Source organism: Streptomyces griseobrunneus, from assembly GCF_046713465.1.
Lineage (GTDB): Bacteria > Actinomycetota > Actinomycetes > Streptomycetales > Streptomycetaceae > Streptomyces > Streptomyces microflavus.
This window is the reverse complement of sequence record NZ_CP177080.1, coordinates 789,161-811,393: the sequence shown is the minus strand read 5'-3', so window position 1 is coordinate 811,393 and position 22,233 is coordinate 789,161. Positions and strand designations below refer to the sequence as shown.

At 71.3% G+C, this 22,233-nt stretch carries 21 protein-coding genes; 6 read left to right on the top strand and 15 right to left on the bottom strand.

Annotated elements, in window-relative coordinates; genetic code table 11:
- Window positions 1-2: 2 nt before the first annotated feature.
- From ACK8N7_RS03885 to ACK8N7_RS03875, 3 genes are read right to left on the bottom strand one after another with little or no spacing between them, the layout of a single operon-like run.
- On the bottom strand, window positions 3-896 hold the full coding sequence (locus tag ACK8N7_RS03885; RefSeq protein ID WP_358369863.1) for a carbohydrate ABC transporter permease: 894 nt from the start codon (window positions 894-896) through the stop codon (window positions 3-5).
- A complete protein-coding gene (locus tag ACK8N7_RS03880; protein ID WP_500440940.1) occupies window positions 889-1,899 on the bottom strand; it encodes a carbohydrate ABC transporter permease in 1,011 nt (336 codons plus the stop codon). Before ACK8N7_RS03880 ends, ACK8N7_RS03885 begins: the two co-directional genes overlap by 8 nt.
- Window positions 1,900-1,910: 11 nt before the next feature.
- Window positions 1,911-3,221, bottom strand: coding sequence for an ABC transporter substrate-binding protein (locus tag ACK8N7_RS03875; RefSeq protein ID WP_403210757.1), 1,311 nt, complete (start codon window positions 3,219-3,221; stop codon window positions 1,911-1,913).
- A 141-nt stretch (window positions 3,222-3,362) separates the two neighbouring features.
- On the opposite strand from ACK8N7_RS03875, the gene ACK8N7_RS03870 reads away from it, so the two are divergent.
- Window positions 3,363-4,709 (top strand): ROK family transcriptional regulator, encoded by a 1,347-nt coding sequence (locus ACK8N7_RS03870; protein ID WP_403210759.1) that lies wholly within the window; start codon window positions 3,363-3,365, stop codon window positions 4,707-4,709.
- Between the two features lie 63 nt (window positions 4,710-4,772).
- On the opposite strand, the gene ACK8N7_RS03865 is transcribed toward ACK8N7_RS03870, so the two are convergent.
- On the bottom strand, window positions 4,773-5,861 hold the full coding sequence (locus tag ACK8N7_RS03865) for a LacI family DNA-binding transcriptional regulator (protein WP_403210761.1): 1,089 nt from the start codon (window positions 5,859-5,861) through the stop codon (window positions 4,773-4,775).
- Between the two features lie 230 nt (window positions 5,862-6,091).
- On the opposite strand from ACK8N7_RS03865, the gene ACK8N7_RS03860 reads away from it, so the two are divergent.
- Complete coding sequence (locus ACK8N7_RS03860) at window positions 6,092-7,414, top strand: transglycosylase family protein (protein ID WP_403210763.1); 1,323 nt, start codon at window positions 6,092-6,094, stop codon at window positions 7,412-7,414.
- Here ACK8N7_RS03860 and ACK8N7_RS03855 read toward each other — a convergent pair.
- Complete coding sequence (locus tag ACK8N7_RS03855; protein ID WP_500440939.1) at window positions 7,384-8,595, bottom strand: DMT family transporter; 1,212 nt, start codon at window positions 8,593-8,595, stop codon at window positions 7,384-7,386. The genes ACK8N7_RS03860 and ACK8N7_RS03855 overlap by 31 nt on opposite strands.
- 243 nt (window positions 8,596-8,838) lie before the next feature.
- On the opposite strand from ACK8N7_RS03855, the gene ACK8N7_RS03850 reads away from it, so the two are divergent.
- Complete coding sequence (locus tag ACK8N7_RS03850; RefSeq protein WP_403210767.1) at window positions 8,839-9,537, top strand: (2Fe-2S)-binding protein; 699 nt, start codon at window positions 8,839-8,841, stop codon at window positions 9,535-9,537.
- Window positions 9,538-9,580: 43 nt separating this feature from the next.
- On the opposite strand, the gene ACK8N7_RS03845 is transcribed toward ACK8N7_RS03850, so the two are convergent.
- Together ACK8N7_RS03845 and ACK8N7_RS03840 are read right to left on the bottom strand one after the other, a co-directional pair.
- Window positions 9,581-9,943: an STAS domain-containing protein gene (locus ACK8N7_RS03845; protein WP_500440938.1), complete on the bottom strand. Its 363-nt coding sequence runs from the start codon at window positions 9,941-9,943 to the stop codon at window positions 9,581-9,583.
- Window positions 9,944-10,164: 221 nt separating this feature from the next.
- The gene (locus ACK8N7_RS03840; protein ID WP_500440937.1) at window positions 10,165-10,680 is read right to left on the bottom strand and encodes a MarR family winged helix-turn-helix transcriptional regulator; all 516 of its coding nucleotides are present in this window, start codon (window positions 10,678-10,680) and stop codon (window positions 10,165-10,167) included.
- 86 nt (window positions 10,681-10,766) lie between these two features.
- Here ACK8N7_RS03840 and ACK8N7_RS03835 point away from each other — a divergent pair, with 86 nt between their 5' ends.
- The gene (locus ACK8N7_RS03835) at window positions 10,767-11,945 is read left to right on the top strand and encodes a PP2C family protein-serine/threonine phosphatase (protein ID WP_403210773.1); all 1,179 of its coding nucleotides are present in this window, start codon (window positions 10,767-10,769) and stop codon (window positions 11,943-11,945) included.
- A gap of 81 nt (window positions 11,946-12,026) precedes the next feature.
- Here the strand turns inward: ACK8N7_RS03835 and ACK8N7_RS03830 are convergent, their stop codons facing one another.
- From ACK8N7_RS03830 to ACK8N7_RS03810, 5 genes are all read right to left on the bottom strand, one after another.
- Entirely contained in the window at window positions 12,027-12,482 is a 456-nt protein-coding gene (locus tag ACK8N7_RS03830) for an ATP-binding protein (RefSeq protein WP_381984887.1), read from the bottom strand.
- 96 nt (window positions 12,483-12,578) lie between these two features.
- Window positions 12,579-13,022 (bottom strand): response regulator, encoded by a 444-nt coding sequence (locus ACK8N7_RS03825; RefSeq protein ID WP_031124810.1) that lies wholly within the window; start codon window positions 13,020-13,022, stop codon window positions 12,579-12,581.
- The gene (locus tag ACK8N7_RS03820; protein ID WP_403210776.1) at window positions 13,019-14,650 is read right to left on the bottom strand and encodes a sensor histidine kinase; all 1,632 of its coding nucleotides are present in this window, start codon (window positions 14,648-14,650) and stop codon (window positions 13,019-13,021) included. The genes ACK8N7_RS03825 and ACK8N7_RS03820 overlap by 4 nt, the downstream gene beginning before the upstream one ends.
- Complete coding sequence (locus ACK8N7_RS03815; RefSeq protein WP_500445678.1) at window positions 14,647-15,879, bottom strand: PP2C family protein-serine/threonine phosphatase; 1,233 nt, start codon at window positions 15,877-15,879, stop codon at window positions 14,647-14,649. The genes ACK8N7_RS03820 and ACK8N7_RS03815 overlap by 4 nt, the downstream gene beginning before the upstream one ends.
- Before the next feature lie 235 nt (window positions 15,880-16,114).
- A complete protein-coding gene (locus ACK8N7_RS03810) occupies window positions 16,115-17,011 on the bottom strand; it encodes an RNA polymerase sigma factor SigF (protein WP_403210778.1) in 897 nt (298 codons plus the stop codon).
- A 250-nt stretch (window positions 17,012-17,261) separates the two neighbouring features.
- Here ACK8N7_RS03810 and ACK8N7_RS03805 point away from each other — a divergent pair, with 250 nt between their 5' ends.
- Both ACK8N7_RS03805 and ACK8N7_RS03800 read left to right on the top strand, forming a co-directional pair.
- A complete protein-coding gene (locus ACK8N7_RS03805; RefSeq protein ID WP_403210780.1) occupies window positions 17,262-18,746 on the top strand; it encodes an SDR family NAD(P)-dependent oxidoreductase in 1,485 nt (494 codons plus the stop codon).
- 380 nt (window positions 18,747-19,126) lie between these two features.
- Complete coding sequence (locus ACK8N7_RS03800) at window positions 19,127-19,303, top strand: hypothetical protein (protein WP_015612873.1); 177 nt, start codon at window positions 19,127-19,129, stop codon at window positions 19,301-19,303.
- 42 nt (window positions 19,304-19,345) lie between these two features.
- Here ACK8N7_RS03800 and ACK8N7_RS03795 read toward each other — a convergent pair whose 3' ends face one another.
- From ACK8N7_RS03795 to ACK8N7_RS03785, 3 genes are read right to left on the bottom strand one after another with little or no spacing between them, the layout of a single operon-like run.
- Entirely contained in the window at window positions 19,346-20,791 is a 1,446-nt protein-coding gene (locus ACK8N7_RS03795; protein ID WP_500440933.1) for a lipase maturation factor family protein, read from the bottom strand.
- A gap of 29 nt (window positions 20,792-20,820) precedes the next feature.
- On the bottom strand, window positions 20,821-21,333 hold the full coding sequence (locus ACK8N7_RS03790) for a DUF1990 domain-containing protein (RefSeq protein ID WP_500440931.1): 513 nt from the start codon (window positions 21,331-21,333) through the stop codon (window positions 20,821-20,823).
- Window positions 21,330-22,193, bottom strand: a complete 864-nt coding sequence (locus ACK8N7_RS03785) for a YndJ family protein (RefSeq protein WP_500440929.1) — start codon at window positions 22,191-22,193, stop codon at window positions 21,330-21,332. Before ACK8N7_RS03785 ends, ACK8N7_RS03790 begins: the two co-directional genes overlap by 4 nt.
- Between the last annotated feature and the right edge of the window lie 40 nt (window positions 22,194-22,233).

The following is a 22,233-nucleotide window of genomic DNA, read 5'->3' as shown; positions in this document are numbered from 1 at the left end:
GGTCACTTGACGGCCCCCGCGGTGAGTCCGGCGACGAGATAGCGCTGCAGCAGCAGGAACCCGGCGACGATCGGCACGCTCACCACGAGCGAGGCGGCCATGACCTGGTTCCAGTAGACGTCGTTCTGCGTCGCGTACCCCTGGAGGCCGACGGAGAGGGTGCGGGTGGCGTCGTTGGTCATCACGGAGGCGAAGAGGACTTCTCCCCAGGCGGTCATGAACGAGTAGACGGACACGGCGACGATGCCCGGCACGGCGGCCGGCACGACGACCCGGAAGAGGGCGCCGACCGGTCCGCAGCCGTCCACCAGGGCGGCCTCGTCGAGGTCCTTGGGGATGGAGTCGAAGTACCCGATCAGCATCCAGATGGAGAACGGCAGCGAGAACGTCAGATAGGTGAGGATCAGGCCGCCGCGTGAACCGTACAGAGCGACGCCGGTGGAGCTGCCGATGTTGACGAAGATGAGGAACAGCGGGAGCAGGAAGAGGATGCCCGGGAACATCTGCGTGGAGAGCACCGTGACGGTGAAGACCCGCTTGCCCCGGAACGAGTAGCGGCTCACCGCGTAGGCTGCGAACACCGCGATCGTCACCGAGAGCACCGTCGCCGAGAGGGCGACGATCAGCGAGTTGACGAAGTACCGGGCGAGCGGAACGGTCTCCCAGATGTCGAAGTAGGGCTGGACCGTCAGCGTGGAGGGGATCCACTGGAACTTCCCCGACACGTCCTGCAGCGGCTTCAGCGAGCTGCTGACCATCACGTAGACCGGCAGCAGGACGAAGCCGGCGAGCAGTGTGAGGACGATGCGCCGCGTCCACAGGAAGGACTGCGGGGCGGCCATCGGGGAGCGGGTACGCGACCGGCGGGGACCGGAGGTCCGCGTGAGGCTAGACATCGGCGCCCTTCCTTCCACGCGAGGTGAGGATCAGGTAGACGGCCGTCACGACCAGCAGGAAGAGCAGCAGGAGGACGGACATCGCGGAACCGGTCCCGAAGTTCCAGGTGACGAACGAGGACTGGTAGATGTGGATCGAGATGAGATCCGCGCTCTCCGGCGCCGACTTCCCGAACAGGACGTACGGCGTGTTGAAGTCGTTGAACGTCCAGAGGAAGAGCACGAGGACCAGCACCTGGTTGACCGGGCGCAGCGAGGGCAGGGTGATCCGGCGGATCTGCTGCCAGATGCCGGCGCCGTCGATCGAGGCGGCCTCGTACAGTTCACGCGGGATGTTCTGAAGGCCCGCCATCAGCATGAGGAAGGCGAACGGCCAGCCCTTCCACACCGAGACGATGATCAGCGTGTAGATGCTGTTGTCGCCGATCAGCCAGAACGACGGCTCGTCGGTGATCCCGAGCTGGTCGTGCAGCACGTGGTTGATCAGGCCGTTGTCCCGCTGGAACATGAACGCCCAGGTGATGACGGCGGCGTAGACCGGCAGGGCGTACGGCACGAGGAAGATCGCCCGCAGGATGCCCCGGCCGCGGAAGCTCTCCTGGAGGAGGATCGCCGCGGCCGTGCCGAGCAGCCAGGCGAACCCGACCGAGAAGAACGTGAAGACGCAGGTGACGAAGAAGGAGTGGAGCAGGGCCTCACCGATCGGCGCGTCGAAGTCGACGGCGATCCGGTAGTTGTCGAGGCCGGTCCAGGGCGCCGCACCCCAGTTGTTGATGAAGAACTGTGTGAGCTGACGGAAGCTCATCACTATCCCGATGATCATCGGGATGATGTGGATGAGCAGTTCCAGCAGGACGGCGGGCAGGAGCAGAAGATAGGGCAGTCCGCCTTGGCGGATCCGGTCGGGGATGCGCGGCAGTCTCCTGTGCGCATCCCCGGTGCCCCGGCTCTTACCCCCGGTGGCCGACTTGTCGGCCTCGGGGCTGGTGACGGTGGCGGTCATGGATCAGGGCCTCACTGCTGCATCGTCTGCTGGGCCTTTTCGAGGCGTGCCTTGACGGACTCCTCCGTCACCGGACGTCCGGCGGCGGCGTCCGCCCACAGCTCCTTGACCGCGGTGCCGACAGCCGTCTCGAACTGCGACTCGTTGGGGACCTGGGGGAGCGGCGCGGCGCTGGTGGAGAGGGTGTCGCGCAGGACCTTGAGGTCGGGAGCGCCGAAGGCCGCGTCGGCCTGGGCCTCCTTGACCGGCGGGATCGACCCGTAGGTCTTGTTGAGGTGCTTCTGCTCCTCGTCGCTGGTCATGAACTTCACGAACTTCTTCGCGCCGTCGATGTTCTTGGTGTTCTTGAACACCGCGATGTTGATGCCCGCGACCATGGAGTTGACCTGCTTGCCCGCGCCCGGCGCGCCCGCGGGGACCGGCACCGGGGCCGCGCCCCAGTCCTCCGGCTTCATGCCCTGGGCGGCGAAGGTGGAGGCGGCCGCCTGCCACAGCACCATCGCGGTCCTGCCCTTGGCGAAGTCGGTCAGCGACTGGTTCTGGGCGTACTCCGCGTTGCCCGGAGCGATGATCTTGTCCTTGGCCATGAAGTCGATGTACTGCTTCACGGCGGCGACGGCACCGTCCGAGGTGAAGGTCGCCTTGCCGTCCTTGTCGAAGAAGTCGGCGCCGTGCTGCTGGCCCAGGACGAAGGTCTGGTGGATGTTGTTGGAGAGGTTGCCGCCCTCGGCGCCCAGACCCCACTTGTCGCCCTTGGATATCTTCTTGCCGGCCGCGACGAGGTCGTCCCAGGTCGCCGGAGGCCCGTCGATGCCCGCCTCGGCGAACATCTTCTTGTTGTAGTAGAGGGCGTACGCCAGCGAGTACAGCGGTACGGCGGCGGGCGGCTCGCCCTCCTTGCCGGCCGAGGCGACCGCCGAGTCGACGAAGCGGTCCCGGCCGCCGATCGCCTCGAAGTTCGCCTCGTCCCACGGCAGGAGCGCGCCGGTCGCCTGGAGCGACGCCGACCAGGTGTTGCCGATGTTCAGCACGTCCGGGCCCTGACCGGACGCGGTGGCGGCGAGGATCCGGTTCAGCAGGTCGGCCCACGGCACGACCTCCAGCTTCACCTTGATCCCGGTCTCCTTCTCGAACTTCTTCAGTTCGGGAGTGAGGATCTCCTTGTCGGCCTCGATGCTCGGGCCCTGGTTGGATGCCCAGTAGGTGAGTGTCTTCGGGGACTCGTTGCTCCCCGTACCGGCCGACCCGCCACCGCATCCGGTGGCGGCGGCGGTGATGGCGATCGCGAGGGTGATGGCGCTTGCGGCTCTGGCGTGACGCATGTGAGGTGGCCCCTTTCCGGGGATGGCTGCGTTCGGGAACCGAACGGCCTCCATGACTTAATTTATGCCGTGATTTAAGAGGTGAGAGAAGGTCGCGTCAAGGTCTGGGACCAGGTATGTTCCTGGACGGGAAGGAGCAACATGGCCGAGCGCAACAGACGGACCGTGCGTGACCTGCGGCGGGGCAATCGGGCGAGGGTATTGCAACGGTTGTATTTCGACGGCCCGCTGAGCCGTCAGGAGCTCGGACCCGCCACCGGGCTGAGTTCGGGTTCCATCAGCAACGTCGTCGCGGAACTCTCCGCCGAGGGGCTCCTCCAGGAGGCGGGCATCGTCGACTCCGACGGCGGCCGCCCCCGCACGCTGCTCCGGGTCGCTCCGGACGGCGGGCTGCTGGTGGGCATCGACATCGGGGAGACCCGGGTCCGCGTCGAGCTCTTCGACCTCTCGCTCACCGAACTGGCCCGGACCGAAAGGCTGCTCGCCCAGCACGGTTACGACGTCGACCGCATCGTCGCCCACGTCCGTACGGGCGTCGCCGACGTCCTGCGCGACGCGGGCGCCGACCCGCACCGGCTGCTCGGCATCGGCATCGGGGTCCCCGGCATCATCGAGCGCGAAGGACCGGAAGGCCCCGACGGGAAGCGCACCGCAGTGGTGCACGGCCAGACGATCGGCTGGCACGCGGTCCCCTTCGAGCAGCTGCTCCGCGAGGCCGTCGACGTACCGCCCGAGGTGCCCCTCTTCATCGACAACGGCGCCAAGACGCTCGGCCGGGCCGAGATGTGGTTCGGCGGCGGGCGTGGCGCGGGCACCGCCGCCATCGCCCTCATCGGCTCGGGCGTGGGTGCCTGCGTCGACCACGGTGACATCCTCGCCGAGGACCGCACGAGCCTCGCCCTCGAATGGGGCCACACCACCGTCCAGCTGCGCGGCCGCCGGTGCCGCTGCGGCTCCATCGGCTGCCTGGAGGCGTACGCGGGCGCGGAGGCCCTGCGCGAACGCTGGCGCGAGGCGGGCGGCCCGCTCCCCGAGGACGCCGACGACGAGACCGCCCTCGCCGCACTCCTCGCCGCCGCCTACCCCCCGCCCGGCGGGCCGGCCCCGGACCGGGTCGCCCTCTCGCTCCTCGACGAGACCGCCGAATGCCTCGGTGCGGCCCTCGCGGACCTGGTCAACCTCTTCCTGCCCGAACGCATCCTGCTCGGCGGCTGGGCGGGCCTGCTGCTCGGCCCCCACCTGCTCCCCGAGATCCGCAGGTACGCGAACGAGTACGCCCTGCGCCACGCGGCGGCCCGCACCACCATCGAGATGGGCCGGCTCGGCCCGGACGCGGTCACCGTCGGCGCCGCCACACTCCCGCTGGCCGACTTCCTGACCCGCGGCGGCAGCCGCCCGGCCCCCGGCCCCCGGCCGGAAGGCACCGGCGCGCCCTCCCGGACGGCGACGGAGGCGGTGCGCAACCGGCACCGTACGAGGGCGAGTTGAGGGCGGGGCGGACCGACGCCCTGCCCGTACACCGACGCCCTGCCCCTGCATCGGCGCCCGCCCCTACGCAGACCCCCGCACCACCAGCTCCGGTTCGAAGATCACCGAGGTGGCGGGGGAGTCGGGGCGGGCCAGCCGGTCCAGGAGGAGGCGGGTCATCTCGGCGGCCATCTCCTCCACCGGCTGGCGGACCGTGGTCAGGGGCGGCCGGCACGCGAGCGCCGCGCTGCTGTCGTCGAAGCCGACCACCGCCACGTCCTGAGGCACCCGGCGGCCGTGCTCCCGCAGCACGTGGCAGGCGCCCATCGCCATCAGGTCGTTGGCGGCGAAGACCCCGTCCAGGTCCGGATGCTCCGCGAGCAGCCGCTCCATCGCCGCCTCACCGCTCTCCTGGGTGAACTGCCCCTCGGCGATGGGGGTGTACGGGTGCCCGTGGCGCGCCATCGTGTCCCGGAAGCCGGCCAGCCGCGCCTGGCCCGCCGGCACGTCCAGCGGGCCGCTGATCGTCGCGATCCGGCGGCAGTCCCGGGCCAGCAGGTGCTCCGCGGCCAGCCGGGCACCGTCCTGGTGGGCGAGGTCGACATAGCTGATGGGGACCGGCCGGGCGGGGCGCGCGAAGAGCACCGCCGCGAGCCCCGCCTCCGTGAGCAGGCCGGGCAGCGGGTCCTCCGCGTGCGTGGAGACGATGAGCGCCCCGTCCGCGCTGCCCTGCCGCAGATACGCCACCACCTCGTCGCGGGCCCGCGAGGTCTCCGCGAACATCAGTACCGGATGCATCCCGCGCGGCCGCAGGTAGTTGACGACGCCGGTGACCACCCGGCCGAAGAACGGGTCGGCGAACACCTGCGCGGTGAAGGAGCCCTGGTCCCCGGAGGGCCGTGAGCCGGAGCCCTCCCGGTCCGCCCCCGCCTCGACGCCCGCCCCCGACACCACCAGGGCCACGGCGTCGGCGCGCCGGGTGACCAGGGAGCGGGCCGCCCGGTTCGGCGCGTAGCCCGTGACCGAGACCGCCTGCCGCACGACCTCCTGGATCGCCGGATCGACGTTGCGCACGCCGTTGATGACCCGGGAGACGGTGGCGCGCGAGACACCGGCCGCCCGCGCCACGTCCTCCAGGGTTGGTGCTCCGGCCGACCGCAGATCATCCGTCATGAGCGCCTTTATAGCACTTGTGGAGAGCGCTCTCCATCGGCAACTGTCCGCTCCCTCCGGCCCGTCGGGCAGGGGGCGGGTGAAGACGCCTTGCCGGGGACCCAGGGGCGGAATCCGGCCACACACCCCACATGGGTGACCGACTATCACGATTCCCTTGTGATCAGCCTTCGCACCGTCCTACGTTTGCCGCTTGCGACGTGTCCCAACGCCAGTGGGGGAGCCCAGTCATGGCCGCAAACGGTCGGCACCGCAGATACCAGCCCAGCCGGATCAACCGTGCCTCGCTCACGGTGACCGCGGGCGGCGCGGGCATAGCACTCCCGCTCATCACGGCGGCCTCGGCGGGCGCCGCCTCGGGGGAGGTCTGGGAGAAGGTCGCCGCCTGTGAGTCGAGCGGCAATTGGGCCGTCAACACGGGCAACGGCTATTACGGCGGGCTGCAGTTCAGCGGTCCGACCTGGGCGGCCTTCGGCGGTAGGCAGTACGCGCCGCGCGCCGACCTCGCCACCCGGGACCAGCAGATCGCCATCGCCGAGAGGGTGCTCGACGGCCAGGGGCCGGGAGCATGGCCGTCCTGCTCCGTCGAGGCGGGCCTCACCCGGGGCGGGGACGCGCCCGACACCACTCCGCAGAGCGCGGGCAGCGTGCCCGTCCGGGCCGCAGCACCGCAGAGTGCTCCGCCCCGCCGGCCGAAGGTGACGCCCGCCACGGCGACACCCACCCATGTGCCGGGGAAGCGTGACTCGTACACCGTCTCCAGCGGGGACTCGCTCTCCGGGATCGCGGACGCCCAAAAGGTCCGCGGCGGCTGGCAGCGGCTCTACGCGGCCAACCGCACGGTTGTCGGCGAGAACCCCGATCTGATCTTCCCCGGCCAGCGGCTGAACCTCACGCCGCGCGGCGGGGACGGGGCAAGCTCCCTGAAGCCCGCGCCGCAGGCGGAGAAGGCCGCGCCGCAGAAGAAGCAGGCGGCGCCCAAGCCTCCCGAGCGGCAGGCGGCCGAGCCCCGGGCCGAGAAGCCGAAGGCCGAGCCCCGCAAGGCCGAGCAGCGAGCGGCCGCGCCGAAGGCCGAGGCGAAGAAGACGGAGCCGAAGAAGGCCGCGCCCAAGCAGCAGAAGCAGGCGCCGGCGGAACGCGCCGTGAAGCGCTCCGGCATGAGCGCCCCCGTCTCCGCCTCCACCGGAACCGCGTACCGCCAGGCCGGCTCCTGGTCCAGCGGCTATCACACGGGCGTCGACTTCCCCGTGCCCACCGGGACCTCGGTCAAGGCCGTGGCCCCCGGCCGGGTCGTCTCGGCCGGCTGGGCGGGGGCGTACGGCTACGAGGTCGTCATCCGCCACGAGGACGGCAAGTACAGCCAGTACGCCCACCTCTCCGCGCTCCACGTGAGCGAGGGGCAGTCGGTCTCCGGCGGCCAGCGGATCGCCCGCTCCGGGTCGACGGGCAACAGCACCGGACCGCACCTGCACTTCGAGGTCCGCCTCGGACCCGGCTACGGGTCGGACGTCGACCCGCTGGCCTACCTCCGGGCGGGCGGCGTCAGCGTCTGAACAGTCCGCTCCGAGCGCGGGCCGGCGGCGCTCCCGCCACCTCGCCGGTCGTGGACCGCCCGGCGAGGGCCACCGAACTCCACGCGCGGAATCGCGCTGCCCGGCCGCAGCGGCGGAGCGTACGTGGACCCGGCGGCGACCGGCCCGCCCTTGGGCCGCTTCTCCGCGCCCGCGGCACCGGCGGTCTCGGCCTTCACACCCCCGGCATCGGCGGGCTCTGCCTCCGCGCCCCCGACGGCCCCTCCCTTCGCACGCGCGGCACCGGTCTCCGCCTGCGCGCTCGCCGCGCCGACGCCCCCCGCCTCCACGGCCGCTGCGGCCGCACCCGCCGGCCGTAGCTTCCCGGTGCCCTGCTCCGCGCTCAGCCGCTCCTTCGTCAGCAGGACCAGCCCGCCCGCCGCCAGCGCCCCGCAGGAGAGCGCGAGGAACGTGCCCGCCGCACCATGGCGGAAGTGCTCGCCGAACAGGGTGATCCCGATCGCGGCGGCCACCACCGGGTTGACCACCGTCACCGTCGCCAGTGGAGCGGCGAGCCCCGCGCCCCGGTAGGCGGCCTGGGAGAGCAGCAGGCCCGCCGCCGCGAGCCCGGCGATCACCAGCAGCGTCGGCAGCCCCGAGCGCACCGAACCGGACGTCCACTCCATGGCCACGGTCTTGGTGAACACCGAGGCCATACCGAACGCCCCGCCGGCCGCCGTGGCCAGCACCGCGCTCCGCAGCACCGGCCGGTGCAGCGCCCGGGCGAGCAGGGTGAGCGCGCCGACCGCGCCGAAGGTCACCGTGGCCAGCGCCAGCTGCTCGGGCCCGCGCAGGGTGTGCGGCTCGGCGCTGCCCGTGAGGGCCAGGAGCCCGACGAGACCGGCCGTCGCCATCAGCGCGCCGCGCCAGGCCGTCGCCCCGGCCCTGCGCCCGACGAAGAGGGCGGCCATCGGCAGGGCGAAGACGATCGTCAGCGCACCGAGGGGCTGGACCAGGCTGAGGGGACCGTAGGCGAGAGCCACCACGTGCAGGACCGCGCCGACTCCGTTGAGCAGCACGGCCGCCCACCAGACCGCGTTGCGCACGAGGGCGTACGGGGAGTTGTCGCCGCGCGCGGCCACCCGCTCCTGGACGATCGCCCCGGCCGCGTAGGCGACCGCGGAGATCAGTGACAGCAGCACAGACAGCGCGAGGGAGCTCATGTACACCACGATGTCCTGTCCGGGGCCCCACGTCGTCGTCCTTGAGACGTCAATTCCGCGTACTGCCCCAGTAGTACGGACGGAGGACCAAGGTCCTCCCCTCGACGGTAGCCCTACTGCCGCCGGCCGTCAGAAGTTGTGCCCCGGCGGATACGGTGAGCTGCGGAGGCGGTACCCGCGGTGGCCGGACCGTGGCCGCGCTCCGGCGCCGACCCGGCGGCCGAGGTGAGGGAGGAGCGGGGCATGGACCTGGCACAGGTGGCGTCGGTGGGCGGCTTCTTCGCGCTGCGGACCGCGCCGGTGCCCGGCGGCGCCCACCGGCCGCTGGCAGAGCTGTACGCGGGCGGGACGGCGCCCCTGACCGCCCGGGTCGACAGGGTCGCGGCACGGCTGGGCACCCCCGAACGCCGGGTCGCCGCCTCCATCGCCCATCTCGGCCTCGCCGCCCGGCTCTGGTCCCTCGCGCTCGGCCCGGCGGCGCTCTTCGGGCGGTTCCCCGTCCTCGTACCGGACGCACTGCACTGGGACCCGCTCCACACCTCGCCGGACGATCTCTGGATCGAGGACCCCGGGGAACTGCCCGGGACGGCCGACCGGATCCGCGAGCAGGTCCAGTACGGGCACCTGGTGCCGCTGGCCGAGGCCGTCCGGCGCGACGGGAACATCTCCCCGCAGCTGCTGTGGGGCAACGCCGGATCCGCGCTCGCCGGGGCCGTACGGGAACTGGTCACCTGGTCACGCGGGAACGGCCGCCCTGACGTGGCACAGCGGGCCCGCGCCCTGGCGGCCGAGCTGTTCGACCACCCCGACCTGCGCTCCACCGGCTCCCCGCACGGTCCGGCGTTCCGGCGGCGCAGCTGCTGCCTGTACTGGCGCTGCCCGGGCGGCGGCCTCTGCGGCGACTGCGTCTTCGACGACGCGCCGGGCCGGTACGCCCGGTAGCCGTGGCGCCGGGCCGGGCGCCACGGCTACCGGGCGGTGACGGTCAGGAGGGCAGGGTCGCGTCTATGGCCTCGTCGACGCCCCTGAGGACGGGGATCGCGCTGTCGAGCCCGATCATCCCGATCAGCCGCTGAACGAACGGGGACGGCGCGGCGAGCCGCAGCCGGCCGCCCAGCGCGGTCTGGCCCTGGAGGAGCACGTTGACCGTGGTGGAGTCGGCGAAGCCCACGCCCGAGAGGTCCACGACGACGGGGCCGGAACCCTCTGCGGCCGCTGTGTCCAGTGCCCGGCCGAGGGGCGGGACGCTGTCGATGTCGAGGTCACCCGACACGGTGAGGACCAGAGCACCCCGTTCCTGACGGGTGATGATGCTGACTGCTCTGTCTTCGCTGGGCGGTGGAAGCACGGAAGGCACCTCGGGCGGTTCGGGCGGACGACGGAAGCCGGTCTGCCGGACGGGTCGGCCTCGTTCCGTCCCAGCTCACGGCGGGGTACGGGGTAACGATAGAAGGAACAGTTGCCATTTGACAACATTCTCCATTGGGTAACAATCTGATCCGCAACGGTTGGAGGACCAGCCGTCGGCGGTGACGTACCGAGAGAAGCGGAAGCAGGGGCTGGATGAGGCTAGGCGCTGTCGGCGACATCATCGCTGAGCAGGGGGGCCGCCGCACCCGTTTCCGGCGAGAGCCGCTCCGAAGCGGCCGCGTGGAAGGCCGCGAGGCCCTCCGCGAGCGCGGCGACGGCGGCCGGTTCCATACGTTCCAGCACGGCGCTCAGCTCGCGGGCCCGCAGGGCCCGGTACTCTTCGAGGAGAGCCCGGCCGCGCAGGCTCAACCGGAGCTCCACCTCGCGTCGGCTCGTCGCGCTCTGCGCCCGCTGGACGAGCCCCATCGCCTCCATGCGGTCGCACAGCCGGCTGACCGACGGCGCACGCGAGCCCAACGCCTCGCCCAGCGAGCGCAGATTGGTGCCCTCCTGCTTCTCGATCACGAGCAGGGCCCGGAGCTGGGAGGGCGATACGGTCCCGGAAGCGGCCGCTTCCTGGCCACGGCCCCAGAGCACTTCCAGCAGCTCCGAGGCCGCGGAGGCGTCGGCGGACACCTCGGCGCGGGTGCGCGGACGGCGGGTGGAGTGGGGCATCCATCCACTGTGTCATTCGTCAGCCCCCCTTGTCAGCCCGGCTCCGCTCCCTACCCCGTCGCAGGACGAAGAATGCACGAGAGACCGTGAAAAGAAGACCGGACATCGAGACGGCCGTCAGGGCCGCCGCTCCGCACGCGCTGCTGACAACGCTGCGCGCCATGCTGGCCGACGCCTACGGTGCGCTGGCGGTGGAGCTGCATCTGGCCGACTACGGTCTCAGAGTCCTCAAGCGCCTCGACCGGCCCGACGGCGAGGAGGAGCCGCTCTCCCTGCACAACAGCGCGGAGGGCCGGGCCTTCGGCAGCCAGGAGCCCCGCGAACAGCAGGTCAGGCACGGCGACGCGGTCGACCACTACCTCCCGGTGACCGTACGCGGCGAACGCCTCGGCATCCTCACCGTCCGGCTGCCCGCGGCGCGGTCGACCCCGGACATGGTGGGCGAGCTGACGCATGTGGCCGATCTGCTGGGCCACGAGATCCTGGTCGCCGAACGGGACACCGACGTCTACCAGCGCGCCCGGCGCACCACGCGGCTCACCCTCGCCGCCGAGATGCAGTGGCAGCTGCTGCCCGCCCGCGCCTGTACCGCAGCCGAGTTCGCCATCGGGGCCCAGCTGGAGCCGGCGTACTCCATCCACGGGGACAACTTCGACTGGGCGGCCGACGCCGACGAGCTGACCCTAGCGGTGACCAACGGCATGGGGGAGGGCATACAGGCCTCCCTGCTCACCAACCTGGCGGTGAACGCCCTGCGCAACGCCCGCCGGGCCGGCATCGGCATCGCCGACCAGGCGGCCCTCGCCGACCAGGCGCTGTACGACCAGCACCGCGGCGCCTCCCACGTCTCCACGCTGCTGCTCCGCTTCGAGCTGGCGACCGGCCGGGTCGGAGTGGTCGACGCCGGGTCGCCGCAGCTGTGGATCCAGCGCGGCCGCACGGTCCGGCGCATGGAGCTGGAGGCCCAGCTCCCGCTCGGCATGTTCGAGGAGTCGCACTACACGGTCCAGGAGTTCCACGTGGAGCCCGGCGACCGGCTGCTGCTGCTCAGCGACGGGGTCTACGACGCGGTGTCCCCGGCCGGGGAGGCGTACGGCGAACGGGCCATGGCCCGGGCCATCCAGTCGACGCGGCTGCTTCCGGCGGCCACCGTCCCGCGCGCGATCCTCGGTGAACTGGCCGAGTACCGCGTCACGGAGACGCTCGACGACGCACTGGTGCTCTGCCTGGACTGGTTCGGCCGCCAGGACGACGACGGCAGCTGAGACAGGAACACGGACGCCCCCGCCGACGCATCACGCGTCAGCGGGGGCGTCCGCCATTCCGGGTCTTCAGGGTCCTCGGGATCAGATGGAGAGCTGGAACTCCGCGCGGATCCGCTTGCCGACCGGCACCCGCTCCGCGATGAGCCGGTCGCACAGCGCCACGACGATCTCCATACCGTGCCCGCCCAGCCGGGAGGGGTCGGGGCCGTACAGCACGGGCATCGCCGTACTGCTGTCGTACACCGTGACGCTGATGAGCTCCGCGTTCCCCTCCAGCTCCAGGAGGTAGGGCCCGTGGCTGTAGCGGTCGGCGTTGGTGACCAGCTCGCTCACGGCCAGCATCAGATCGCTGCGCGTGTGCTCACCGATCGGCGCGAGGCACTCCACCGCGAGACGGGTGAGGAAACGGTCCGCCAGGGCACGCGCGAGCGCGATGCAACCCGGTTCGCCGTCGAAGACCTCGGCGCTGAGCAGTACCTCGGTGGACCGCAGACCCTCACCAGGGTCCTGCGGTGGCGAGGTGACCTCTTCGTTCATGTGCTCCAGCCAGGCGCCGCAGTGAGGTCGGAGAACCTATTCCGCCATTCGTCTACCCGCGTCGAAGGGTCCCACTCCAGGCAGTCCGGAACGATCCTACGCACGTCCGGGCAGCCGCACCACGGTCACGAAGAATTCATCGATCTGGCGTACCGCCGCGATGAACTGGTCCAGGTCCACCGGCTTGGTCACGTACGCGTTGGCGTGCAGCTTGTAGCTGCGCAGGATGTCCTCCTCGGCCGAGGAGGTGGTGAGGACGACCACCGGGATGAGCGCCAGCTCGGGGTCGCTCTTGATCTGCTCCAGGACCTGCCGGCCGTCGTACTTGGGCAGGTTCAGGTCCAGGAGCACCAGGTCGGGGCGGGGTGCCTCGGTGTACTCGCCGCGCCGGTAGAGGAAGTCCAGCGCCTCCTGGCCGTCGCGCACGACGTGCAGGGTGTTGCGGATCTTGTTGTCCTCGAACGCCTCACGGGTCATCAGCTCGTCGCCGGGATCGTCCTCGACCAGGAGGACTTCGATGGGCTGTACGGGGCTGTTCACGAAGGGTCTCCCGGCTGGCTGATGGGCGGAGCGGGAGCGAGGAGCTCCGCGGTGGTGTGCTGGGGCGCGTCGGGCGCGACAGGCAGGGTGAAGTGTATGCGGGTCCCCTCACCCGGTCCGGCGTCCAGCCAGATCCGGCCACCGTGGAACTCGATGATCTTCCGGCAGAGCGCGAGGCCGATGCCCGTTCCCTCGTACTCGTCACGCGCGTGGAGCCGCTGGAAGATCACGAACACCTTGTCCGCGAACTCGGGCGCGATCCCGATCCCGTTGTCCGAGACGGTCAGGTGCCAGTCGTCGTCCTCGCGTACGCAGTCGACGGTGATCCGGCACTCCACGTCCGCCCGGCGGAACTTGACCGCGTTGCCGATGAGGTTCTGCCAGACCATCGTGAGCGCCGTTGAGTCGCCGACCAGCTCGGGCAGCGTCTCCGGCCGCTCCACCACGGCCCCGGACTCCTCGACCGCCAGCGTCAGGTTGCCGAGCGCGCGGTCCAGCGCCTTGCCCAGATCGACCGGTTTCCAGCTGTCGTGGACCCGGCCCACCCGCGAGAAGGTCAGCAGGTCGTTGATGAGCACCTGCATGCGCTTGGCGCCGTCCACCGCGAAGGCGATGTACTGCTTGCCCCGGTCGTCCAGCTCCTGGCCGTACCGCTTCTCCAGGAGCTGGCAGAAGGACGCGACCTTGCGCAGCGGCTCCTGGAGGTCGTGCGAGGCGACGTACGCGAACTGCTCCAGTTCGGAGTTGGAGCGCCGCAGCTCCTCCGTCTGCTCCGCGAGCAGCGTCTCGCGGCTCTGCGCCCCGTCCAGTTCGTCGACCAGCCGCCGCCGCATGTCCTCGACCGCCCCGGCCACGGCCTGGACGTCGGAGGGCCCCTTTATCTCGATCCGCTGCCCGAAGGCTCCCGACTGCACCCGCTCGGAGGCGGCGCGCAGCCGGTTCAGCGGGACGCCCACCACCCGGTGCAGCAGCACACTGAGCGCCACCACGGTCAGGACGAAGACGGCGACCAGCGCGAACAGCACCTGGTCGCGGATGGTGCGCGCGTCGTTCAGTTCGGCCCGTACGGTGTCCCGGGCTTCGGAGAGATGGTCCTGCTGGGCGCCGTAGGCCCGCCGAAGCAGGTCGAAATCCGCCTTGCTGCTCCGCAGCTGGGCCGAGGCTCCGGCCTCGTTCGGTCCCTGGTCGCGGACCATCTGCATCAGCGGCTGGGCCTTGCTCTCGCGCCACTGCCGCGCGGCGGTCTCGATGGCGTCGAGATCCCCGGCGAACGGCTGCTGTTCGCCGACCAGCTCCCTGGCCCGGGCCAGCCGCTCCCGCTCGGCGGCCTTGCCCGCCTCGTACGGTTCGAGGAACGAGTCGTCGCCCGTCAGGGCGAAACCGCGGACCCCTGTCTCCTGGTCCAGCAGGGCGTTCTGCAGCTGGAAGGAGACCGACCGCGCGGGCTGTATTCGGTCGACCAGATCGTTGGTGTGGTCGGACATCCGGGCCAGCACGAGCCCGCCGACCACCAGGCAGCCGCAGACGACCACGATGAATCCGCCGAGGATCAGGTGCACCCAGTTCTGCACCGAGAGCCGTGCGGCCGTGCCGGTGCGTACCGGAGCGGCCTTGTCGTCCGTACTCATGAAAGTTCCGATCCCCAGCCCAGATGCAGTACGGCCACATCGTCCGCAAGCCCGCCGTAGGGGGCGGCTCCCTCGGTGGCTCCGGCCACCAGCGCGTCGATGAACCGGCGGCCCGGCAGATTCCCGTGGGCCTGCGCCAAGGCCAGCAGCCCTTCCTCGCCGAGGCGGCTGTCCGGGCCGGTGCGCCCTTCGAACAGTCCGTCGGTGAAGAGCACCAGGCCGTCACCGGGCGCCAGGGGCAGGTCGACCGTCGGCCACCGGCCCATTCCGGGCAGCAGCCCGAGCGCCATGCCGCCCGCCGGCTCGACCCAGCGGACCTCCTCGCCCCGGCGCAGCAGCAGACCGGGGTGTCCGGCCCGCACGATCTGCGCACTGCGCCCGTCGGACGCGAAGGCCAGGGAGGTCACGGTGGCGAAGACGTGGGAGTCCGACCGCTCGGCGACCAGGATCTCCTCCAGCAGTTCGATCTGCTCCAAATGGGAGGTCCCGCACAGGACGGCGGTACGCCAGGCCACCCGGAGGCAGACCCCCAGTGCGGCCTCCGCCGCGCCGTGCCCCGAGACATCGCCGATCACCGCGTGGACCACGCCGTCGGCGGTCTGCACGACGTCGTAGAAGTCACCGCTCAGCAGCCCGTGGACGCGCCCCGGCTCATACCGGGCGCGCGCCTGGAACCGGTTGTCGCGCAGCAGCGGGACGGGCAGCAGGCCGCGCTCCAGCCGGGCGTTCTCCTGCGCGATCAGCTGATTGGACCGCAGCGCCGCCGCCGCCCGCTCGACCTCCTTGCGCTGGAGGGCGTAGCGGATCGCCCGAGAGAGCATCTCGGGGTCCAGCCTCCCCTTGACCAGGTAGTCCTGGGCGCCTCCGGCGACCGCGCGCAGTCCCGTGCCCGACTCGTCGAGACCGGTTAGTACGACGATCGCGGCGTCGCTGTCGGACTCCAGGATCTGGCGTACGGCGTCCAGGCCGTGGACGTCCGGGAGGTGCAGGTCCAGGAGCACACAGACGGGGGTGGCACAGGTGCGCAGGAAGGCGCGGGCCTCGGCGAGCGACTTGGACCAGGTGAGGGCGGAGTCCAGCTCGCTGTCGGCGAGCATCTCCTCGACCAGCAGCGCGTCACCCGCGTCGTCCTCCACCAGGAGGATGGTCGCGTCGACGTTCCACAGGAGGGTGCCGGGGGAGGGGTCGCCGTTGATCTCCTGCTGCGCGGGGATGCCGACGGTGCCCACAGGTTTGAGAGACATGCCCATGGGTGACTCGGCCAACCCCTCCACCCCCTCGCACGAACGGTGCCAGCCCATCCGGCCGATCGTCGGGAAGCATATGTGATCGGCGGCCTCGGCAGATGCCGCAGGCCGCCGCTCGGACAGGAAGCGGTCGGGCACCCAGGAGGGTGCCCGACCGGACGAACGGCGGGTGCCGGGGAATCCCGGCCTGTTCAGGGAGTGAAGGGAGTGAGGGGGCTCACGCCTCGACGCTCATTCCCTTGCGCAGCTGCTTGACGATCCGGGTCAGCAGCCGAGACACGTGCATCTGGGAGACACCCAGCTCCGCGCCGATCTGCGCCTGGGTCATCTCGGCCCCGAAGCGCATCTGGACGATCCGGCGCTCCCGGTCGTCCAGCTGCTCCAGCAGCGGTGCCAGGGTGTGCAGGTTCTCGACGTTCTCCATGCCCGGGTCGCTCTCGCCGAGCACATCGGCGTACGCGCGCTGCTCCTGGCCGGAGTCGCTGTCCGCCGAAGGGGTGTCGAGCGAGCCCGCGGAGTAGCCGTTGGCGGCCACGAGCCCCTCGATGATCTCTTCCTCGGGCAGGTCCAGGTGGGCGGCGAGCTCCTTGACCGTGGGGTCGCGGTCCAGCTCGGCGGAGAGCTGCTCCTTCGCCTTGGCGAGGTCGACCCGCAGCTCCTGGAGGCGGCGCGGCACGTGCACGGACCAGGTGGTGTCGCGGAAGAAGCGCTTGATCTCGCCCACGATGTACGGGACGGCGAAGGTCGCGAACTCGACCTCGCGGGAGAGGTCGAAGCGGTCGATCGCCTTGATCAGCCCGATCGTGCCGACCTGGATGATGTCCTCGGTGTCGTCGCCGCCGCGGTTGCGGAACCGGGACGCGGCGAAGCGGACCAGCGACAGATTCATCTCGATCAGGGTGTTGCGGGCGTACTGGTACTCGTGGGTGCCCTCCTCCAGAACCTGGAGGCGGTCGAAGAAGACCTTGGACAGGGCCCGCGCGTCCTTGGGGGCGACCTTGCCGGCGTCCTCGACCCAGGGCAGCTCCTCGGCGCCGACGTCGGTCCGCGCGCCTACCAGGTCGTCGCTCAGCGGCGCCGTCGCTCCGGTGGCTCGCACTGACATCGCCGTCATGGTGTCACCCTCCCTGTCACCCAATGTGTCGGACGGTCGCCTTCCCGGTCGTCGCGAAGTCATGTCTGCTTTCCCGGAAAAGTTTTCCCGCCCCGGATTCAGCCTCGGTTTCCGCCCCGATTCCGGCCCGGTTCCCGCCCCGGTTTCCGGCCCGCACGGAACAGCCTCACGCGCATGGCAAACTTGGGCGGGGTGTTTCGGCCTGCGGTGAACCCTGACCCGCGGGGATGAAGATGACAGAGGAACGGCAATGACGGTGACAGAGGACAGCCCGGAGCTCGCTCCCGGAATCGACGAGTTCGGTCCCGGTATCGATCCGGAGCGGCTGGCCGTCTGCCTGAGCGTGCTGGACGAGCTCGACGGCATCGAGGTCGACCACCCGGACGCCATCGCCGTCCGCCGGGCCACCGCCGGGATCTACCGCACCGTGAAGCAGCGCCGCCGCCAGGAGCGCCGGGCCGCGAAGACCGCCCATGACCGGGCCGTCACCGAGGCGACCGCGACCGGCTCGGCCGAGCGCATCGACGACGAGACGCAGGGCGTCCTGCCCTCCTCCTCCGCTGCGGCCGAGATCGCGGGGATACTCCAGCGCCCGCGCTCCTGCTACATCTGCAAGACCCGGTACGTCGAGGTGGACGCGTTCTACCACCAGCTCTGCCAGTCCTGCGCCAAGGAGAACCGCTCCCGCCGCGACGCCCGCACCGACCTCACCGGGCGCCGGGCGCTGCTCACCGGCGGCCGGGCGAAGATCGGCATGTACATCGCGCTGCGGCTGCTGCGCGACGGGGCGCACACCACCATTACCACCCGCTTCCCCAATGACGCGATCCGTCGCTTCAAGGCGATGGAGGACAGCGACGAGTGGATCCACCGCCTGAAGATCGTCGGCATCGACCTCCGCGACCCGGCCCAGGTCGTCGCGCTGGCCGACTCCGTCGCCGCCGAGGGCCCGCTCGACATCCTGATCAACAACGCGGCCCAGACGGTGCGCCGCTCCCCGGGGGCCTACAGCGAGCTCGTCAACGCCGAGTCCGCTCCGCTGCCCGCGGGTGTGCTGCCCGCCGCCGAGGTCATCGGCACCTTCGGCAGCGGCACGGTCGACCGGGTGGCGGCCCTGCCCGCCGCCCGCAAGGAGGGCCTCAGCGCCCAGGAGGTCACCGACCTCGCCCTGGTCACCGGCTCCGCCTCGCCGGCGCGGATCGCCGCGGGCACCGCGATCGACGCGGGCGGGCTCGTTCCCGACCTGCACGACACCAACAGCTGGGTCCAGACGGTCGAGGACGTCGAGCCGATCGAGCTGCTCGAAGTCCAGCTCTGCAACTCCACCGCGCCGTTCATCCTGATCAGCCGGCTGCGCCCGGCGATGGCCGCGACCGCCGCCAAGCACGCGTACGTCGTCAACGTCTCCGCGATGGAGGGCGTCTTCAGCCGGGGCTACAAGGGTGCGGGCCACCCGCACACCAACATGGCCAAGGCCGCGCTCAACATGCTGACGCGCACCAGCGCCCAGGAGATGTTCGAGAAGGACGGCATCCTGATGACGGCCGTGGACACCGGCTGGATCACCGACGAGCGGCCGCACCCGGACAAGATGCGGCTGGCCGAGGAGGGCTTCCACGCCCCCCTGGACCTCGTCGACGGCGCCGCCCGGGTCTACGACCCGATCGTGCGCGGTGAGGACGGCGAGGCACTCCACGGGTGCTTCCTCAAGGACTACGCCCCCGCCAACTGGTGACCGGCCGCCGGGCGGCGTAACCCGTCCGGCCCAACCGGAACCGCACCCTCCGTGCGGCGGCCGCAGACCCGGCCCAGGATGGATCCTGGGCCGGGTTTTCGCTGTCCGAAGTGGCCGAAAGTGACCCACTGCACACGTTCTATCGAGCGCAGAGCCGCTCATTTGGTTACTCTGAGGCCAACGGACGCCATCGAGGAGCCCACGAAGGTTCCCCGACCGTCCCGGGACAGGTCTGCAACCCGACCGCCGTCCCGCCCCGACACGGCGCCACCGCGACCGACATGTTCCAAGCCCCTGCCCCACTGCGGGGCGGTCGATCTCCGGCGTCGCAGCCGGAGCGTCGGCTACGCCCCGGGTGACGCGACACAGAGGAGTGCGCGGTGACGACACCAGAACTGACGATGCGCGAGAAGCGACCCGCCGAACGGTACGGGGAGCGGACCGCACGGCCCGAGAAGCTCCGGAACATCGAGGTGTGGGCCAGGTCCGCACCGATCCGGCTGGCCGGTTACGAGGACGACCTCGCCGAGCCGCACATCCTGCCCGGCATCGACTGACCGCTTCAAGCAGGCCTCTTCGGCAGGCCGCTTCAGCACTGCTCACGGCCCGTCTCCCGGCCCTCTCCGCTCCGGCGGGAGCGGCCGGGAGACGGGCCGCATGAATTCCCGGACATAGGTGCGGTGCCACCAGTGGCCGGTGGCCCGCAGCTCTCGCAGGTCCGTGAACCGGTAGCGGAAGACCCGGGCGCGCACAAGCACCGGAGGGGCGTCCGGGAACGGGTTGTGCGCGAGCAGCCGGAGCGTGTCCCGGTCGCCGCGCAGCAGCCGCTCGGTGAACGGGCCGAACCAGGAGCGCGCGTACGCGGGGGAGAGCGCCGCGAACCACATCATCCAGTCGAGCCGCAGATGGTACGGGGCGAAGAGGCGCGGCGGCCGCCGGACATCGCCAGGTTTGGAGCGGAAGCCGTACTCCCGCCAGTCGGCGCCCTCGTCCGCGACCCTGCCGGCCGTGCCCTCCACCACGACTTCCAGCCGCATTCTGCTGATGGAGCCGAACGCGCCGTAGGTGTTGACGAGGTGCAGGGGGTCGAAGGAGCAGTTCATCACCTGCCGGCGCGAGAGCAGATTGCGCGCGGGACGGTAGCTGAGGACCAGCACCAGGGCCGTCACCGCGATGACGGCCGCCTCGTACCAGAGCGGCGGCGCCGTGAGGGCGGGCGGCTCCCCGGCGAGCGGGGTCCAGTCGATCACGGAGAGCGCCAGGGCGATGGTCAGCCAGTTCAGCCAGGCGAAGTTGCCCGACAGGACGAGCCATAGCTGGGTGAGCACCATGAGAGCGGCGGCAGCGCTCGCCACCGGCTGCGGGGTGAACAGCAGGACGGGCACCAGCAGCTGGGTGACATGGTTGGCGGCCGCCTCGACCCGGTGGACCGGGCGTGGCAGGTGGTGGAAGAACCAGCTGAGCGGCCCCGGCATCGGCTGGGTCTCGTGGTGGAAGTCGAGGCAGGTCAGCTTCCGCCAGCACTCGTCCCCGCGCATCTTGATGAGCCCGGCGCCGAACTCCAGCCGGAAGAGCAGCCACCGCAGCAGCCAGAGCACCAGCACCGGCGGCGCGGTGTCCCCCGTACCGAGGAAGACGGCGAGGAACCCCGTCTCCAGGAGGAGCGACTCCCAGCCGAACCCGTACCAGACCTGCCCGACCTGGACGATCGACAGGTAGAGCACCCAGGGCAGCGCCCACAGCAGCATTCCGCCCCAGAGCGGAAGGCGGCCGTCCAGCCCCGCGACCAGGGCCACCGAGACCGCGCAGCCGCCCCAGGCGACGGCGGCGAAGAAGCGGTCGGAGTAGTGCAGCCGGAACAGCCCCGGCGCCGCCCTCCAGGGGGTGCGCCGGAGCAGTTCCGGTACGGGCAGCATGCCGCGCTCACCGATCAGCGCCCGGAACTGGAGAGCGGCCGAGAGGAAGGCGACCAGGTAGATCACGGCCAGCGTCCGCTGGAAGATCAGCCTGCTCAGCCAGTAGCCGTCGGCGGAGAACCACTCCATCCCTGCCAGTATCGGCCCGGCGGCGGCGTTCAGCCCGCCGCGACGAGCCGGCGCAGCGTCCGGCCCAGCCGGCGCGCGTACCAGAGCTGCACCTGGGGCACGAGCGGCCCCGCGAGCCGTGCGTACCAGGCGGCGGGGCGCGAGAACGCCATGACCGTGAACCAGACCGTGCCGTCCTCCGCCAGGTCCACCACGAAGCACTCCTCACCGATCTCCGGGTGCCCGGTCAGGGTGCCGTAGCCGAACCCGGTGCGGCCCTCCTCCCCGTACGCCGTCCAGATCACCTCGCACGTTGCGGCCAGGCGTACCGGCCCCACGCCGAGCGCCATCCTGACCCTGCCACCGGGCTCCGCCCGGGCGGCCGAGGCGTCGACCCTGGTGCCCGCGGCCCGGTGCATCCGCCACTCGGTCACCGCCGCTCCCGCCGCCGCGAAGTCGTCCGCGCCCCGGCCGACCCGGGTGCGGTGGTGCAGGTGGTTGTAGCCCCTTGGGAGCGGTCCGAGCCGGGTGGCGCCTACCTCGGGGTAGGTGAGCGTGCTCATGCTGTCCTGCTTTCCGGGTGGGACGGGTGGGACGGGTGGGACGGGCGGGTGGTGGTGCGGATGCGCTGCCAGGCGAGGAGCGAGCAGAGGGCGAAGCCCAGTGCGTTGCCCAGGCCATGGGTGGCGGCCATCCAGGCCAGGGTGGGGTGGGGCAGTCCGGTCGCCTCGCCGACCGCCCAGCTCAGGGCGAGCAGCATGGTCGCCACCAGGACGGCGGCGGAGGTGAGGAGGAGCAGCCGGGTCGTCCTGTCCCGCCCCTCCTCGCGCCCCAGGCGCCAGGTGAGCAGGCCGACGGTCCACATGCCCGCCGTCAGGACCACGGCCCCGGCCAGTTCGGCCCAGTCGCCGATGAAGTAGCCGACGAGGACGAGGAGCGTGCCCAGCGGCACGCTGAGCGCGGCGAACCGGCCTGCGGGGCCGTCGGAGACCCGGCAGACGAGACCGGCGACCAGGGCGGCGGCGAAACCGGCGAAGTGGAAGTGCGGCACGGTCAGGGCGAGGATGCCCAGCTCGAAGCCGAACAGTTCGTGGCCCCACCGCTCCGCGACCAGGGCGAGCGCGGCGACGGCCGGGGTGACCAGTGCGGTGAGGAGGGCGATTCCGGCGGGGGAGAGGTCCCGGTCGCGGACCGCCCGGCGTGTGGCCTGCAGGGCGAGCAGGACGGTGCCCAGTGCGTAGCACGAGGCCAGCGCGGTGGCGGTAGGGCCACGCGGCAGCCATAGGGCCACCGCGCCGGGCGCCGCGAAGAGGGGCCAGAGCCTTCGGATGCCGTCCAGCTCCCGCAGCCCGGTCAGCCGCAGCCCCGCCGGGACGATGACGAACATGCCCGCCATCACGATCGCGTTGACCAGTACGGTCACAGCCCCACCCCCGTCTTTGAACACGTTCAACTCCTGAGGT